The 17,379-nt window shown below is 53.8% G+C and carries 12 protein-coding genes; 6 read left to right on the forward strand and 6 right to left on the reverse strand.

The window, feature by feature from the left end; all coding sequences use genetic code 11:
• Together LWH48_RS08390 and LWH48_RS08395 are read left to right on the forward strand one after the other, a co-directional pair.
• On the forward strand, nt 1-1,914 hold the full coding sequence (locus LWH48_RS08390) for an ATP-binding protein (protein WP_232912221.1): 1,914 nt from the start codon (nt 1-3) through the stop codon (nt 1,912-1,914).
• Complete coding sequence (locus LWH48_RS08395; protein ID WP_232912222.1) at nt 1,911-4,727, forward strand: BPTD_3080 family restriction endonuclease; 2,817 nt, start codon at nt 1,911-1,913, stop codon at nt 4,725-4,727. Before LWH48_RS08390 ends, LWH48_RS08395 begins: the two co-directional genes overlap by 4 nt.
• Before the next feature lie 40 nt (nt 4,728-4,767).
• Here the strand turns inward: LWH48_RS08395 and LWH48_RS08400 are convergent, their stop codons facing one another.
• Nucleotides 4,768-4,977, reverse strand: a complete 210-nt coding sequence (locus LWH48_RS08400) for a helix-turn-helix domain-containing protein (RefSeq protein ID WP_232912223.1) — start codon at nt 4,975-4,977, stop codon at nt 4,768-4,770.
• A gap of 151 nt (nt 4,978-5,128) precedes the next feature.
• On the opposite strand from LWH48_RS08400, the gene LWH48_RS08405 reads away from it, so the two are divergent.
• From LWH48_RS08405 to LWH48_RS08415, 3 genes are read left to right on the forward strand one after another with little or no spacing between them, the layout of a single operon-like run.
• On the forward strand, nt 5,129-5,365 hold the full coding sequence (locus LWH48_RS08405; RefSeq protein WP_132043887.1) for a hypothetical protein: 237 nt from the start codon (nt 5,129-5,131) through the stop codon (nt 5,363-5,365).
• Entirely contained in the window at nt 5,358-6,569 is a 1,212-nt protein-coding gene (locus LWH48_RS08410; RefSeq protein ID WP_132043885.1) for a site-specific integrase, read from the forward strand. Before LWH48_RS08405 ends, LWH48_RS08410 begins: the two co-directional genes overlap by 8 nt.
• The gene (locus LWH48_RS08415) at nt 6,559-6,855 is read left to right on the forward strand and encodes a hypothetical protein (protein WP_232912224.1); all 297 of its coding nucleotides are present in this window, start codon (nt 6,559-6,561) and stop codon (nt 6,853-6,855) included. Before LWH48_RS08410 ends, LWH48_RS08415 begins: the two co-directional genes overlap by 11 nt.
• Before the next feature lie 484 nt (nt 6,856-7,339).
• Here the strand turns inward: LWH48_RS08415 and LWH48_RS08420 are convergent, their stop codons facing one another.
• From LWH48_RS08420 to LWH48_RS08440, 5 genes are all read right to left on the reverse strand, one after another.
• Nucleotides 7,340-10,645 (reverse strand): tyrosine-type recombinase/integrase, encoded by a 3,306-nt coding sequence (locus LWH48_RS08420; RefSeq protein ID WP_232912225.1) that lies wholly within the window; start codon nt 10,643-10,645, stop codon nt 7,340-7,342.
• A complete protein-coding gene (locus tag LWH48_RS08425; protein ID WP_232912226.1) occupies nt 10,642-13,065 on the reverse strand; it encodes a hypothetical protein in 2,424 nt (807 codons plus the stop codon). The genes LWH48_RS08420 and LWH48_RS08425 overlap by 4 nt, the downstream gene beginning before the upstream one ends.
• Before the next feature lie 9 nt (nt 13,066-13,074).
• Nucleotides 13,075-13,488 carry a hypothetical protein gene (locus LWH48_RS08430; RefSeq protein WP_152527066.1) on the reverse strand — a complete coding sequence of 138 codons (414 nt, stop codon included), beginning with the start codon at nt 13,486-13,488 and terminating at the stop codon, nt 13,075-13,077.
• Nucleotides 13,489-14,328: 840 nt separating this feature from the next.
• Nucleotides 14,329-14,937 carry a biliverdin-producing heme oxygenase gene (locus tag LWH48_RS08435; protein WP_081711959.1) on the reverse strand — a complete coding sequence of 203 codons (609 nt, stop codon included), beginning with the start codon at nt 14,935-14,937 and terminating at the stop codon, nt 14,329-14,331.
• Complete coding sequence (locus LWH48_RS08440) at nt 14,930-15,697, reverse strand: hypothetical protein (RefSeq protein ID WP_152527067.1); 768 nt, start codon at nt 15,695-15,697, stop codon at nt 14,930-14,932. The genes LWH48_RS08435 and LWH48_RS08440 overlap by 8 nt, the downstream gene beginning before the upstream one ends.
• Nucleotides 15,698-15,995: 298 nt before the next feature.
• On the opposite strand from LWH48_RS08440, the gene LWH48_RS08445 reads away from it, so the two are divergent.
• A complete protein-coding gene (locus LWH48_RS08445; RefSeq protein WP_232912227.1) occupies nt 15,996-17,249 on the forward strand; it encodes an IS256 family transposase in 1,254 nt (417 codons plus the stop codon).
• Nucleotides 17,250-17,379 lie beyond the last annotated feature (130 nt).

Here is a 17,379-nt window from a genome sequence, read left to right on the forward strand (position 1 = left end):
ATGACACAGCACACCAGCCTCTTCGAGGTGCTGGCTCGCCATGAGGGAGTCGACACCGAATACAAGGCAGCCAAGGGCGGGCTGCCCAAGAGCCTGTGGGAGACCTACAGCGCCTTCGCCAACACCGCGGGTGGGACGATCTACCTCGGAGTGAAGGAGGGCGATGAGGGCCCATCCACAGCCGGTCTCACCGAGGCGGATGTGGATAAGCTGCGCGGTGAGTTCTGGGTCACGCTCAACAACCCGCAGAAGGTCAGCGCCAATATTCTCCAGGAGCACCACGTTAGCGTCGAGACCCACCAGGGCGACGCCATCCTGGTAATAGAGGTGCCCCGCGCCACCCGCAGCGAGCGGCCGGTCTATATCGGCGTCGACCCCTTCAAGGGCAGCTACCGCCGCAATCACGAGGGCGACTTCCGCTGCAACGAGGCCGAGGTGCAGCGCATGTTCGCCGACCGCCTCGACCAGCAGCCCGCGGACAGCCGCATCCTCGAGTACTTCGGTTTCGACGACCTCGACACCGGCTCGCTCAAGCAGTATCGCAATCGCATGGCGTCACGCGCCCCCAACCATGCCTGGTTGACCGAGGATGACCTCGGCCTGCTGAAGAAGCTCGGGGGGTGGCGCAAGGATCGCCGCACCCAGCAGGAGGGGCTGACCGTAGCCGGGCTTCTGATGTTCGGCAAGACGCAGGCCATCCAGGACCCCTTGGCGGTGCCGGGCTTTCATCTCGACTACCGCGAGCGCCTGGCCGAGGATGACGACATCCGCTGGAGCGATCGCCTCACCATCGACGGCACCTGGGAAGCCAACCTCTTCCAGTTCTACCAGCGCGTCGTACAGAAGCTCAGCCATGACCCTGCCCTCAAGGTGCCCTTCCGGCCCGACCGTCGTGCCCAGAGCGATGCTCACGAGGCGCTGACGGAGGCCCTGGTCAACGCCCTGATCCATGCCGACCACACCGGCCAGGGCGGCATCGTGGTTGATCGCTTCAAGGAGCGCTTCGAATTCTCCAACCCCGGCACCCTGCTGCTCTCCCAGGAGCAGCTGCTGGCCGGAGGGGTCACCGAGTGTCGCAACAAGTCGCTGCAGCTGATGTTCCAGCTGCTGGGCGTCGGCGACAAGGCCGGCTCCGGCCTCGACAAGATACGGCGTAGTTGGCATGCCCAGCTATGGCAGCCACCCAGCCTGAAGGAAACCCTGCGCCCCGATCGCGTCATCCTTACCCTGCCGCTGATCAGCGTGATGCCCGAGGACGTGATGGCACGCCTTCAGCAGCGCTTCGGGCAGGCCTTCGAGGCGCTCTCCCCCGATGAGGCGCAGACGCTGGTCATCGCCGCCCTGGAACAGCAGGTCACCAATCGTCGCCTGCAGGAGATGCTGACCCTGCACCGGGTCGATATTACCCAGATGCTCAGCGGCCTGGTCGAGAAGGACATGCTGGTGCCCCATGGGCGCAGCCGGGGGGCCTTCTACACCCTGCCGGCGTCGCTCGCTGCCCCCACCGACCTCAAGGTGGAGAGCAGCTCCCCACCCGCCGACACTATGTTCCCTCATAGTGAGCCGAGCTCCCCCCACAAGGGCACTACGTTCCCGCATAGTGAAGGGAGCTCTCCCCACAGCGATGCCGATGAGCACGCCCAAGCGTGGGAAGCACTGCAGCGCATAGCAGCCCCGGTCGCTGCCGCCAAGCGCACCACGCCCGAGACGATGCAGGCGACGCTGCTCAAACTCTGCCAAGGCCGTTTCCTCACGTTGCGTCAGCTGTCCGAGCTGCTCCAGCGTTCGCCCAAGAACATCGGTGAACGGCATGTGGCCCCGCTGGTGAAGGCAGGCAAGCTCAAGCTGCGCTACCCCAATGTCCCGAACCACCGGCAGCAGGGCTATCGCACGGTAGAAGGAGTTACCGAATGACGACCCAATCTCTGATCATCAACTCGCCCTACGATGCCCCCTCGACCTACTGGGAGCGCGACGGCAAGCAGATGACCCTCCAGCAGGGGCGTCGTCCGGCGGCCTACGAGATCTTCGATACCCGCAACAACACCCAGCGCACCGAGCCCCTGGAGCAGGTCAACCGTATTCGTCAGCGCGTCGATGAGTGGCGGACGGATGGCTACCCCGGTGTCACCAGCGTCACCCGCCAGCTGCTCGATCACTGGCACGCCCGGGGCGACTGGGACCCAGATGCCTGTCGCTGGGATGGTGGGCCGCGCCAGTACCCGTTCTACTTTTGCCAGCTCGAGGCCATCGAGACCCTGATCTGGTGGCTGGAAGCCCAGGAACCCTACCGGCAGGGCATCTTCCTCAGTGGTGACGGCGGCCCCTGGGAGCGCATCTGCAACAAGATGGCCACCGGCTCCGGCAAGACCTCGGTGATGTCGCTGATCATCACCTGGCAGACCCTCAACGCCATCCATTACCCCAAGGACCGCCGCTTCTCCAAGGCGGTGCTGATCGTCACCCCGGGGCTCACGGTGAAGAGCCGCCTGCAGGTCTTGAAGCCAGGCCACCCCCAGAACGTCTATGACGAGTTCAACCTCTGCCCTAACGAAGCCATGCGGCAGCAACTCAACCGGGTCGAGCTCGTCATCGAGAACTGGCACACCCTGATGCCGCTCAAGGAGCAGGCTCGCTCGGTGGTCAAGAAGGGCAAGGAGAGTGACGAGGCCTTCACCCGTCGCGTACTGGGGTCGCTGGCTAACGAGCGCGACCTCATTGTGATCAATGACGAGGCCCACCACGCCTATCGCCAGCAGGCCGAATCCAAGGTCAGCAAGAAGCAGGCCGAGGAGCTGGGCATCGACCTGGAAGAGGCCACCCGCTGGATCGAGGGGCTGGACCGCATCCACAAGACCCGACGTATCCGGCGCTGCTTCGACCTCTCCGCCACGCCCTTCGCCCCCACCGGCAAGAGCAACACCGAGTCCGGCCTGTTCGAGTGGATCGTCTCCGACTTCGGCCTCAACGACGCCATCGAGGCGGGGCTAGTGAAGACGCCGCGGGTGGTGGTGCGCGACGACGCCCTGGCCAACGCCAAGACCTACGCCAGCAAGCTCTACCACCTCTACCGCGAGGATGAGGTGAAGGAGGACCTCAACCGCCGAGCCGAGTCCACCGCCCCCCTGCCGGACCTGGTGCAGAAGGCCTACGCCTTGCTGGCCTACGACTGGAAGGAAACCCGGAACCAGTGGGAAGCGGCCGGCCACACCATTCCCCCGGTGATGCTCACCGTCTGCAACCGCACCGAGACCGCGGCGCGTATCGAGCACTTCTTCAACGGCGGCGACTGCCTGATCCAGGATACCCAGGCCCCAGATGCCACCCTGCGGGTCGATTCCAAGGTGCTCGAGAAGGCCGAGCAGGGTGAAAACATCACCAAGGACAAGCAGTACGCCGCCCGGCTGGAAGCCCTGATCAAGGCCGCCAAGCTCCCTGCCGACAAAGAGGCCGACCTGCTGACCATGAAGCAGGAGGAGCAGCTGCGCGCCCTGGTCGATACCGTCGGCAAGCGCGGCCAGCCGGGGCAGTATCTTCAGAAGGTCATCTCGGTGGCCATGCTCTCCGAGGGCTGGGATGCCGCCAACGTCACCCACATCATGGGGCTACGTGCCTTCACCAGTCAGCTATTGTGTGAGCAGGTGATCGGGCGTGGGCTGCGCCGCGTTTCCCACGACATGGACGCAGACCGCAAGTTTCTCCCCGAGTACGTCAACGTCTTCGGCGTGCCGCTCTCCATCTTCCAGGATGCCAGCGAAGGCGGCGAGGCACCCCCGCCGCCAAAACCAAGCGTGCGCATCGAAGTCGAGCCTGGTCGCAACCACCTGGAAATCCGCTGGCCCAACGTCGATCGTATTGACAACGTGCTCAAGCCGGAGCTGGTGATCGACTGGCAGAGCGTGCCCACGCTTACCCTCGACCCGGCCCAGACTCCGCTCAACGCGGATATCGCCCCCTCGCTGACCGGCTCCCCCAACCTGACCATGGTCACCGAGATCGACCTGGAGCGAGCGGTGGAGGAGTTCCGGCTGCAGAATCTGATCTTCCGCGCGGCTCGCAAGCTCTACCTGCAGAACCAGGCCACCTTCGGCGGCGACAAGCAGTACCTCGCCGTGCAGCTGATTCGGCTGGTCGAACAGTTCCTGGAAAGCGACAAGCTGGATATCCCCAGCCTCTGGCACCAGGACCCGGTGCGTCGCCGGCTGCTGTTCGCCCTCAACATGGATACCGTGGTGGGGCACGTCAGCCGCCACGTCACCGAGCAGAACGTGGAGCGTCAGGAGCTGATCTTCGAGGAGCACCAGCCCATTGGGGCCACGGCCTACATGCGGCCCTGGCTCACTACCAAGCCCTGTGCCCCGACCGAGCGCTCCCAGATCAGCCACGTCGTCTACGACAGCGCCTGGGAGAAGATGGTAGCCGATGTCTGCGAGGACCACTCCGGCATCCTTGCCTGGGCCAAGAATGACCACCTCGACTTCAAGGTGCGCTACCTCTGGCGTGGCTCCTCGCGCAACTTCGTGCCCGACTACCTGATCCGACTCACCAACGGCAAGACGCTCGTGCTCGAGGTGAAGGGCCAGGACAGCCAGCAGAACGCCGAGAAGCGTGCCGCCATGGAAACCTGGGTAAAGGCCGTCAACGAGCAGGGCGGCTTCGGCCAGTGGGCCTTCGACACCGTGTTCGAGCCGGCACAGACGCGGGACGTCATCGAGAGGTATCTGTAACTGGCTTTATATCGAGGATGTCTAAGAGATTGATATTGAACTATCTTCCATCCTCGATGTACTCAAGTAGGTCTCCTACCTCGCAGCCGAAATAACGGCACAGTTCGTCTATTACGTCCAGTTCCACCCGACTGGCATTTTCGTGATAGAGACGCGTGATGGTGCCCCGGTTGATGCCCGTATCACGTGCTACATCGGTGATCTTCATCTTGCGCTCACCCAGCATACGAGAGAGATGGCACTTGATCATCTTTCCACCATATGAATCAATTTGATCTCCTGTGGGCCAAAATGGCTTGCAAAAGACATTCTGTGGGCTATAGTGATCTACAGGAGATCATATAGAGCAATAAAAGTGGCTCTTTGGTCTCCTGGGAATCATAGCACATAAGGAGACCGACATGGCCCATGTCTATCTTACGACGTCTGAGTTGGCCGAGCGTATCAAGTATGACGTTCGCACCATCCGTGAGCGCCTGAAGGACCGCGTCCTGCTGGAGGGTATCCATTACATCCGTCCGTTCGGGGGGCGCAAGATTCTCTACCTATGGGAGCCGATCGAAAGAGATATGAAGCTTTACTCCGCCGAGGAAAGCTTTGGCGTGCCGATGGCACGGGGAGGTGTCTGCCATGGGTAAGATTGTCGCGAGGAAGGAAACCGGGAAGCTCTGTTTCGACTTCCGCTATTTGGGCAAGCGCTGCCGTGAGCAGACAGCACTGGACGATACGCCGACCAACCGTCGTAAACTGATGAAAATCATGGAGAAGATCGAAGCGGAGATCACCTTGGATAGCTTCGACTACGGGCGCTACTTTCCCAACAGCTCGAGAGCCGAGACACTCAGCAAGCGTGCGCTGAAGCTACAAGGTGGATACCGGGAGACGCCGCTGCTGTGCGAGTTTGCCGAGACTTGGTTTGCTGAGAAGGAGATTGAGTGGCGAAACTCGCAAATCAAGACGGTACGCAGCAGCCTCGATCGCCACATCTTGCCCCAATTGGGGGAGAAAGAGGTCGGCAGCATCACCCGAGCAGATATTCTTGAGTTCCGGTCATCTCTCGCCAAAGTGACTACCCGGAGCGGCAAGAAACTGTCTGCCAGTCGCATGAACCACATCATGACGCCTCTGCGCATGATGCTGAATGAAGCCGCCGACCGCTTCGAGTTTAGCTCACCGTACCGGGGGATTAAATCACTTCGAGTGCCGCGCACCGACGTCGAGCCGTTCACCCTTGAAGAGGTGTGGCGGATTATCGATAGCGTGCGGCCCGACTTCCGGAACTACTATACCGTGCGCTTCTTCACCGGTATGCGCACCGGCGAGATCGACGGCTTGCCCTGGGCCAACGTCGATTTCTCCCGCCGCCAGATCCTAGTCAAGGAATCGCTGGTACACGGCGAGGTGGTGGACACCAAGACGGATGGCTCGAGCCGTGCTATCGACATGTCGGAGCCGGTCTACCAGGCACTGAGGGCGCAGCAGCGAGTAACTGGTGCTCAGCGGTTGGTGTTCTGCAACCGGGTGGGCAACGCGCTAGACCACCAGAACGTCACCAAGCGCGTCTGGTACCCGCTGCTTGATGAGCTGGAGTTGAGTCGACGACGGCCTTACCAGACCCGGCATACAGCCGCTACGTTGTGGTTGGCCGCGGGTGAGAACCCGGAATGGATCGCTCGGCAGATGGGCCATACCACGACGGAGATGCTGTTCCGTGTCTATTCACGCTATGTACCCAACCTGACCCGACAGGATGGCTCGGCTTTCGAAGCCATGCTGAGGAATGCTCAACAGGATCCAGATATCAACGAAGAAGACTCGGAGGAGGTGAGCCATGCCCGCTGATATCTACAGCATTGCCGCAGTTCAAGACACCTTGATCACTCAGTCGGCGCGCCGCAATGTCCGCAAACTGGCCAGTGCTGTCAGGCTGGCTCTCAATATTCGTCCCGGCTGTAGTCTGGTGATGTTGATTGGTACTGGCTCCGAGCGAAATAACCAGGAGGCATTGGAGTCTTGGGTGGCGCAAACCCTGATTGATCGTGACCTGCTGCCGACCCGTGAGGTTATCCCAATGCTCATTGACGCTCTGGAAAAAACATTGACGCGTTGGGAAGAGGGAGGTAGATAATGATGAGACAAGTAAATAATCCTCCCTGCATCATCGAGGCAGTGATGCAGGTAGAGCGCCACGACTGGCTAATACCGGAGCTGGAGAGTAGTACACGACGGATATGGCTCTTGGGCAATGGGAGGCGATTTGAGGTCAATTGGCGTGACTGGGTGCAGGAAACACTGATCCTTCCAAAGCCAGGCATGTGGATTCATGCGAGACTTCGGGCCCAGCAGGTTCCGTCCGGTTCCTGGATGCTGGAACGATATGTAGTGCTCAAGCCGTAATAAAGGATGGCTCGGTCAGGGGTGTAGCCTGGCCGAGCCAAATGCATTTAAGAAATATTGTACGAAAAGAAAAACAAGTTAATATATAATTTATACCATCGCTTCCTTCCAGCCTGCGATGCCGGCCATTGCTAGCCAATGTGACCGTCAGTCAATGTCAACTATCCGTTCCCTTTCTATGTTTGGAGAACACAGAACAGGAGAAAGGAAACTCATCATACAGATTGCTCACTAGTCATTTTTTCAAGCAAGTCTGATTCTATTACGACACCAGCTGTGAAAATGGAAAACCTGAGGCAGGGCCAGAGAGTGTATTTAAATTCCTCTTGAGATTTTTCATAGTAAAGTCGTAAGTTAGCAAGTCCGTTAGGGTCCCGTGTGGGTTGATCATTCTCACGGATCATGCACTTTACTTGTGATCGCTTAATTTCGAGTAATTGACTCCAATAGGCTTGAGCTTCTGCAGGGTTGGCACCGGATGGTATCTCAACGAATAATTTTGCATATGACATTATTTGCAATTTTTCGCACATCTTAAGTGCAGGTCCAAGGTGGCGCTTGTCACGGAAGTTGACTTGGCCAGCTGACCTCTGAATTGCGCTGTGAAATATTTCTAGTGAATCATAGCACTGTTCAGGATCTTCAAGATACCACTCAATAATTTTGTGAAAGAAGGTGTTGCTTTCCTTCTGATGCTCTGGAGACCTAGGTGGAGCTAAACACCTCTTTATTTCAGGAAGGTATGCCCTGATAATCTTATCACCAGTCAACGGATTCTTTACACGTTGCTTACCATAACGCTGGCGCCCGTTACGGCGGCTGGTTGTCATTTCCATAAGTGATGATGCTTTAATGACCCACTGATCAATCACGATATCAGGCATTTGGAAACGATATGCAATAGCTAAAACCGATTGTCTCAGGGACTTGCCAATGGCTTCCTCTCTTTCGATGCTTGCCAAAATCCTATATACAAATAGGGGGCTAATTAATTTTATCATTGGTGTTGCAATGTTATTTACTTTAGTCAGGGTGAAAGTTTCCCAGTGCCCTTCAGGTGGGGGCTCAAGGTATGGACGCCATACTTCTTTACCTAAACCAGCTATTAGCTCTTTTGATGTGGTCTCACCTTTTATTTTCTTCCGCGACCTCCACACAGGCAGCGACTCTCTTGACAAGCCTAAAAGCGCAGCTTGTTGATCCTGTGGGAGAGCCAAATCATCGGACTCCCAAAGATGATTGCCAAGTATCAAGTCAGTTAAATGTGAGTAGCTCCGAAGAGTCTCTGCAGGACTGATATGACCATGGTAGCTACTAATTAACCATATCCTTCCTCGGCATGTCTGTTTACTTTTCGCCATTCCCAGTGCGCTAGATAAGTCATGGTGATAGTATGGAATGGCACATTCACCATTGTCATCCGTTACAAACTTTTTGGGTAATGGCCTGCCATTTCCAGGGTTGTCAATATGGGCATGAGCGAATGTTACACTTGAATGTCTCAAATGATGGAATCGGGCATTCGGCATACCGCTAGCGATTTTCAGTGCTTTTGTTATGGGAAGGAATAGCTCCATGTCGCTTAGTGGCCGGTGGTCTTGGCCCGGGAGGCAAAGAAAAAGTTCTTTTCCAAGCGCTTTATAACCGGTTTCAGAGTGGCGTTTATCTAACCAATAAACTACTTTTTCCATCTCATTTTTTGACAAGAATGGATCCATGGGGATGCGGCGGGTTGCGGACTCTGATTTACCATTATGGATCCAACTTTCCATGTTCGACATGGTCTCACTCAGATTTTGATTTACGTCAGCGATCTTTAGATTTCTTATTTCGCCTCTTCTAAGACCACATCGATATCCTAAAATTAAGGCGATATGTTGTATCTCTTTAAACCTAAATGCTTGGTCTGATTTAACTATTATGTCTAGAGACCTTTTGTACTCAGCAGGCGTGATTATGTTGTTGTCAACTCGTGTTTCCTGGCGAGCTGAAGACCCTATTTCAAGGGGAGGTATATCCTCAAATTTTTCCATCAAGAACTCATGAAATTGGCTAAGGGACCATGATTTAATGTTGTAGTTGTGGTCGCTGCTTGATTTGGAAAGGATATTCTCATAAATATTTGCCCATTCCTCATGACCTAGTGAAGACAGGTCTTCATGTTGAGATGCCAATGAAGTTAATAAACGACCATTGATTCCTGATTTCCCAATATAATTTTTTATAGTAGAGATTGATATCTTAGATTTCTGCACGCTGCCATTTATCAAAAGGTGGTAAGTCCAATGACCAATAGCTTGAATGATAGGGCTATTCAGATGTGAAGATGACAAGAAGTTATGAATGTTGTCTTTTACATATTTTCTTCCCGAGCTTCCGGCATAGCTGTCCGTTTTCAACAAGTCGTATAATTCAGTGAACCTCTGTGTTTGGTCTGTATTCGCAGCTCCAGTGTGTAGAGACTTTTTTCCGATGGAAATTCCAGGATTATAGAAAGGTTCAGTGCTATCATCATCACCTTTTTTTTCAAGGCTACTGTCTATCTTTCTTGTCATCAAACGATGCCAGCCTGATGGGTCTAGCGAAATACTGACATTTTTTGATTTTGAATAGTGTACCAAATAGCCGGGGAGAGTGTGAGACGCTGCAGCCACTCCATAAGAAATGAGAGTTTCCAAGAGTTTCTCCTGAGACATTGATATTCTTTTGTCAAGATCCTGAACATACTCCTGCAGGCACTGATAAACGCTCTTGTTTAGATGATGGGTACCTGACATTTTTTTGTAATAGCTGAGCAAAGCCAATGAGCTCGTTGGTCCAGGGAATAGCCTTCTATATATTTTTTGGTCGTTTTTTGGCTCATTATTTAAGCTGCTCTCTAGTGCAGTAAGTGAGTTTTTGTGTTTTTCTGTAATACTTCCTTCCAAAGTAAGGTATATTTTTTCATCCAGTACTCCAACACCATTTGAAACAGCCTCACTAAGTTTTTTAATCCAGTATTTGTTTAACAGTGCTCCTTCTGTTATCAGGCAAAAAGCAAACCTTCCAAATGCCCAGCCGGGTGAACGGAATTCTGTTGACTGGGCTAGGCCTGCCTTTTCATGTTTATCCATAAGTTCATCGTATTCAGATAAAAGTTTATAGCTTTTTATAGTGAATGGGTTTTCTTCCCTAGCTTTGGTAACCATTGGCGAGGGTACTGAAACATCCCAGCCTAAATCCCTGCAGCCTTTATCTAGGCCGCGGGACAAAAAATTGTGAGCAATCTTATGTGCAGCACCACTATGCTCCTTGGCAATCCAATCAATGAGATCTTCAATCTTGGAATCTACAACCTGAATTCCTTTGACTCCATTTACCAGGCGCGGGTCAATGAGATAGACCCTTTCAATCACACTTTTTTTAATTTTGTGCTTTTCATTCTTTCTTTGTGCAGCACGTACTAAGTCGCCGGGAGTATCATCGGCATATTTTACAGGCTCACCAAGCCCCCATCCGTTCCATACGCTACCGAGATTCATGAAAACCCCCTAGCCACCTTCCATTGGCTCCTTTCGAGCAAGGTCTCTATTGCCGCTCTTGTTGTCGATAAGTACTGGTGTGTACAGAATGTCGAAAACCGGCTGTATGGTACTTGGTCGCAGCCCCAATGCCCCATGAATGTATCAACATATTCACCTGGAACCTCAAGCTCTCGCAGTCTTGTCCGTAGATAGTGTCTGTTCATATTGAGTGGCGGTTTTGTTTCCAAGGATAGGTGCCTCTGCAGCCTTTCTGGAGTTACTCGCTGAGGTTCCATATTCCTAGAGAGAAAGAATAATGGCCTACTGGTGTTTTTGTCGAAAATGATTGATAGCCTCTCTTTCAAGAAGTTGCAGTGCTCAACATAATGATTAACTTGGTCAACAAGAAGTCCTGTTGCCGGTACTAGCCTTGAGTTTGTCAAGTTGTCATCAACTTTGTCAGAAATTACAACAGTTTTTCTTCGTATATTGATATGGCTAAGGTCTGAGAGGGGGTCTTTTATACTTCTGTAGCCTGTGCTGAACATGATAAGCATTGCTGTATATAACGTCAGAGCGTTATGCGTCCGAACGATAAATTGAGGGTCATATGTTTTCATTTTTTCATTCATGCACCTTTGGTAAAGATCTTTTGCTACTTCAAATATATAAGACTCCTTTGGTGTTATTGGCGATCCTACTCTTTCTTTCTCTCTACTTTCATCCAAGAAATCTAGTTGTTCGGGCGATGATCCTATGGCTGCATCTTGTATGCGCTTCATTACGTTTTCATAAACTTTGCACAAGTGATCGATCCTTGGAGTGTAGTAATAAAGCGATGAAATAGAGCCTGTCGCTGGAAGTGTTCCTGTTATGAGGGAAGCTTCAGCGATATCTCCACTGCTAAAAACTGTTTGGTGAAACAATGTATTTGTGATCCTGTGTAATGTTAAGCGAGTTTTGAATTTTTTATTTGTCGCTGATACTATTTTTTTGACATTCTCTTCTAGCGTCTTTTGACGGTTTTCATTGAACAGACCTGATGACCGTTTATGTGAGCGATCGCTGGCTTTTTTAATTGAACTACTCATCAGCCTCCATATCTCAATTGGAATTTTGAAGGAAGATTTCTCTACCGTTGTCTCAAAATTGTCTTTCCAATTCGAATTCAATTGACGCCTAGACTCTGGTTCAATAATCCCACTCGCCCATGAATTATCTTCGACGATAATAAATATATCGTTTTCGTTTATTCGTTTTGGTAGGTGAGTCCTTTTTCTCACTACCCTTGTGTTAATGATGCTTTCCAAGGGGCGTCCAGTAATTAGCATCAGGCATATCACAGTTGTGGCATGTGGATTGTGTTGTGATAAAACTGACTCCCATAGCTTTCTGATTTCGTAGCTGCTCAGTTGATCCCATCTAAACGGGATCAACTGAGCATTTTTCTTGATATGCTTGTCGGCTAATTGGGTACGGAACGTAGACTGTAATGTGGTGTCCCCTTTTTTTGTTTTTAAGGGCTGTGACTCACGTTGGTACTCTATGTTAGATATTTCCTCCGTGATCGCGAGCCCAGTTGACTTTAGGTTTTGTTCAATGTGGTTAATTTTTTCCCTATCGCTTGTGCCGTAGCATATTTCCCTAGATATTATTGTCGGTGATGCATTTAGCCCACTTAAGACAAACTCAAACTTCAACTTTTCTTCGAATACATTTGAGGCTTTTCGATTTTTTCGTTTTAACGGTCCTTCATGCGGTGATCGGGCAGCATACGAAAATGCTAAAAATCTTTCTATGTTCTTTACATAGGAAGCATCATTTTCTTCAAGGAAGTTTTCGTACTTATTTTGCTCAGTAGTTTCTTCCAGTTTCCTATATATCTGAGTGGTGTCAAATATATCAAAAGCAATGTTCTTCATTGCCTCATTAGATATTAGCCGTACCGAGCGACAGGCAGCCTCGAGGTTAGGTTTGTATCGATCTTTATATAGTTTTTTATTTTTCTGGTTGTTATAGTCTGCCGATTTATCCCTGAGGATTTCATCCCTCCACCATTTAGCAGCATGGATGATATGTGCAGTTATGGTGTAGCTTGCCTCAACCAACTCTTCTGGCCTTTTTCGTAACTCACTCAGGAGTGATGTTATTGGAGAGTCTGACAGAATCCCCCGAGAGCCGGATTTTGGAATATCTTGCAAGGTTTTCATCAATTTTGTTTTTTTCGTCTCTGACAAAAGCTCCTCTCGTGAATTGCTGAGTGTTTGCAAATTCCAGCAGGAGTAGTCCCCGTTGAATTCACTAACAATCCTCTCTAAGTTTTCGATGATTCTTTCAATGCAGTCTCCCCAGTCAGTGACTCCATAATAGTCTTGGCGTGGCTGTAATGCCTCTTCTATTACGTTAATAGTGTCTTTTGAAACTTCGTGATGTGACATGTTCATGGTTTACATTTTTGTTCTGGGGTTGATTTGAGTTATTTCGCAGAATCCTTTCTTGGATTCAAATTTCTTACATATTTTTATAAGTATTTTTTCGTCGGTATTGAGGAGGGCTTCTCTTAGCTGAAGGGCTCTTTGTGAACTTATACTGTTTTCCAGGCTGAAAAACAAAATATTAATAAGCTCATTGGTGGCAATAAGATTTATTTGATCATGTTGTGGTATGTGCTCTATCACAATGCATGGCACCCTCTTTTCTTCAAGGCTTTTAGCTACCTCGAGTGAACGAAAATTTCCAACCAAGATGAAGTTGTTGGCTTTGTTTTTGCAGACCAGTATGGGGTGCTGGTATAAGAAATTTTTCCTGCTGTCCTCGCTTAGCAGGCTTAGATCTTTTATTACTGGGATGCTGCTCATCATCAACATCTCTATATGTGAGGATGTTGCGGGAAGAGAAATCTTCTCTATGTTGATCACCTTGAGGCTAGGCTTGGAGTATTCTGAAGACAAAAGCATTCTCTTCCCTTGATAATGTCATGGGATGATTCGGCCGCAGAAAGCCACACTGGTTGATGTGGTATCAGCCAGCTACAGTGACTCGTAGGCGTTGTTTGCTAGATGTAGAGCGCTCCGGTAGGACGTCAGCGCTTTCAAATCTATCGGCTATTCATATTTGACTTACTCCTCGTTGGCCTTGTTCTAAGATGTCTCTGAGCAGTGTTTGGCAGCTGGTGACCGCATCACTCAGTGGTCTTCTCCAGCATGGCTAAAAGCGACTCTTTGAATATGCTATCAACCGGCCTATCGGCGATTGGGAAAATTCGGCAAGTTTTTTGATATCGTTTTGGTATAAGCATATATCTATATGTTTATTCATCATTGCTAGCCTCTCATGTGCCTCGTGAAGACCATGCTAGCCAGCTGCTGCGCCAATCCCATGGATTTTTAGATCTGGCTGCTTGTCATCGGTGAGAGCTTTCGGATGATCGACGTCCCCATGATCCATGCTGGCTGAAAACCGCATTTCTCGCGCCTTGATGGTAGCGTGGGCTCCTACCAGAACCATGAAATCCACGATTTGATGATGTGGTGTTGTGGCTAGAAAATCTTGCCCTCATGCAGGAAGGCTGCACCCAGAAGCAGTTCCATGGGCGATGTATGGGGAAGGGGAGATGAGGTGCTGAGAACAATGGCTCTGAATGTTCAGAGCCAGCAGTTGGTGGCTAGATGGAAATCCCAGCTTGGTGGAGCTAGCCCCGCTCAAGTGGTCACTGGTTTTTCAATCTCGAGTCCAGCTCGGTAAGCCTCGAAAGCATGCTGTGCGGCGCTGATGGCCCGTTGCTGCTCCTGAGCATTGAGCCGTGTTGTGGTGAGTTGTGCCACGAAGTTACGCCAGTGCCAATGTCCCTGCGAAGCTGCGAAGAAACTCACTGGCGCGGCTTCTCCCAAGGTGTCGTGCAAACACCGGACAATGACTTCGGCCCCGAGGCGTGAGCCCTCCAGTACGTAGCGAAGGCCCAGCAACTCTGCGGCACTCCGGGGCACAGAGGGCCTGTGCGAGATGTCCGTGTCAGTCTGCGCAACGCCGAGCGCCGCCAGGTCGGCCTCCAGTGCCGGTAGGCGACAGGGGGAGAGCAGCTCGGCTTGTCCGAGATACATGGCTCCCTCCGCGACGGCGCCCTCCAACGCCGCCTGTGGCGCGTGCAAGGCGAGTAGCGAGCGCCTGTAGCCATTCAGGGTCAGGCCCGGGCGCAGCAGCCGCTGCAGCTCTGGGTGGTGATCCAACGCGTGGTGATAGTCACGGGTGGAATCCCGTAGCTGCAGCAACAGGGCTGGGGCTCGGGCGATGTCTCGGCGCGTTTTACTCATCACGGCCGAAGGCCGAGGCCAGTACTCGCAGCTTGAGCAGCTTGAGGTGGGTGTTGGCGGGCCAGGGACGTGAGTAGCCCAGGCGCTGTTCCACCCAGCGCTCGAAGGAGCGCCTTGGAGCAATGGGATGCTCACCACTCGGGTTCTCGGTGGGCTTGTCGGGGTTGCCGCCCCAGGCCACCTCCTGTACCTCCTCGCGCCGGCACAGCAGCAGACGCAAGCGTCTGCCGTCTTCCAGCGTAACTTCACTCGCCAGCAATCCGGCTACCTCGGAGAGCGGCATGTCCGGGCACTCCCGGGAGAGGCTCTCGCTGATACGGGTGGAACTTGCGTCGCTATCGCACCAGGCTAGCACTGCCTCCAGTGCCTCTGGTTCCAAGTGCAGACCGTCGCTGTACAGGCCGAGCCCGTCATCGAGCATGACCCCGTCTGCGGCGAACTCCTCCCGGAGCCAGCGGCCGATGTTTGGCCAGGCAGCCTCCAGGCCACCCTCGTCGATGACCTCCCGGCTCATGGCGTCGAAGCGTCGTTCGATGGTGTCGGTGAGCTCCATCCGCTGACGGGTTTCGTAGTCGCGACGGGCCAGCTCGTAGCGCTTGACCTTGTCGGCGAGTTGACGGAGTGCCGGTGGTGCCAGCCTGCGCGGCCTATAGGCGTGAAGCGAGATCAGCCCGGCCAGGCGGTTGGCTGTCATCAGCGGAAAGGAGATCGCTCCCACCACGCCCATGTTGGCCATGTAGAGGCGGTGTACCGGTGACACGCTGCGCAGGTCGACCAGGGAGAGATCTGAGCGGCTTGGACTAGCGCTGAGAACTTCTACGCTCTCGGCCTGGGCATTGGGGATGGTGCGCCAGGGATTGCGTGCATAGAGTTCGCGGGCGATCTGGGGAATGTCGCTGGCCGGGAAGCGCAGCCCCAGGTAGCTGCCCTCAGCCGCTTCGCTTCTGGCTTCAGCCAGGAGTTAAGCTCAAGTCTGGTGTATGGGAGGAGGTAGGAAGGGTGGCGTATCCTGTTGGTTGATCACGACCAAGATCTCAACCAACACGAGTGGATACGCCATGACCGATTCTACCCTCCGGGCTCTTTCACAACCAGAACCCCAGGTCACTGACCCGCTGCACGAGCTGCTGCGACGAGGTGCCCGTGACCTGATCGCCAAGGCCGTCGAGGCCGAGCTGGCCACCTTCCTGGCGCAGTATGCCGATCAGCGGCTCGACGATGGACGACAGGCCGTGGTCCGCAACGGCTACCTGCCCGAGCGCACGGTCCAGACCGGGATTGGGGATGTCAGCGTGCAGGTGCCCAAGGTGCGTGACCGCAGCGGCGGTGGTGCTCGCTTCAACAGCAGCCTGCTGCCGCCCTACCTGAAGCGGGCCCGCAGCATCGAGGAACTGATCCCCTGGCTCTACCTGAAGGGGATTTCCACTGGCGACTACCAGGAGGCGCTGGCGGCGCTGCTGGGCGACCAGGCCAAGGGGCTCTCGGCCAACACGGTGTCTCGGCTCAAGAAACAGTGGGAAGACGAGCATACCGAGTGGCGGCAGCGTGACCTGTCAGACCGTCGCTACGTCTACTGGTGGGCCGACGGCGTGTACAGCAACGTGCGCATGGATGACCGCCTGTGCCTGCTGGTGATCATCGGCGTCACGGAGCAGGGCCGCAAGGAGCTGGTGGCTGTCGAGGACGGCTTCCGTGAGTCGGCTGACAGCTGGGAAACGCTGCTGACGGGGCTGCGAGAGCGCGGCCTGACCACGGCTCCCAGGCTGGCGGTGGGCGACGGTGCCATGGGGTTCTGGTTGGCGCTGAGCAAGATCTACCCGGAGACCGACCATCAGCGCTGCTGGGTCCACAAGACCGCTAACGTGCTGAACAAGCTGCCAAAGTCGGTACAGCCCAAGGTCAAGGCCGACCTCCATGACATCTGGATGGCCGAGACCCGCGACGAGGCGCACAAGGCCTTTGATCGCACGGTAAAACGCTTCGAGGCCAAGTACCCCAAGGCGATGGCGTGCCTGGCCAAGGATCGGGACGAGCTGCTGGCGTTCTACGACTATCCAGCGGAGCACTGGGTGCATATCCGCACCACCAACCCGATCGAGTCGACCTTCGCCACGGTCCGTCTGCGGAGCAAGCGGAGCCGGAACTGCGGATCCCGGGCGACGACCCTGGCGATGGTCTTCAAGCTGCTCCAGAGCGCCGAGAAACGCTGGAAGCGCATCAAGGGGTTCAGCAAGCTGGAGCTGGTCGTGAACAACGTCCGGTTTCAGGATGGGGAGCAGGTAAACGATCAATCAGACAGGACTGCCGCCTGACTGCCATCCACCAGATTTGAGTGCGCCAGGCAAAGCCTGGACATCCGGGAAACCGAGAAGGTGGAAAGGATGTCGTGAAACCCAGTGGGTGAAAGTCCCACCCGGCCAAGGCTAGCCACCAGCCGGCAGC

This window comes from Halomonas sp. G15 (genome assembly GCF_021282295.1).
GTDB classification, from domain to species: domain Bacteria; phylum Pseudomonadota; class Gammaproteobacteria; order Pseudomonadales; family Halomonadaceae; genus Halomonas; species Halomonas alimentaria.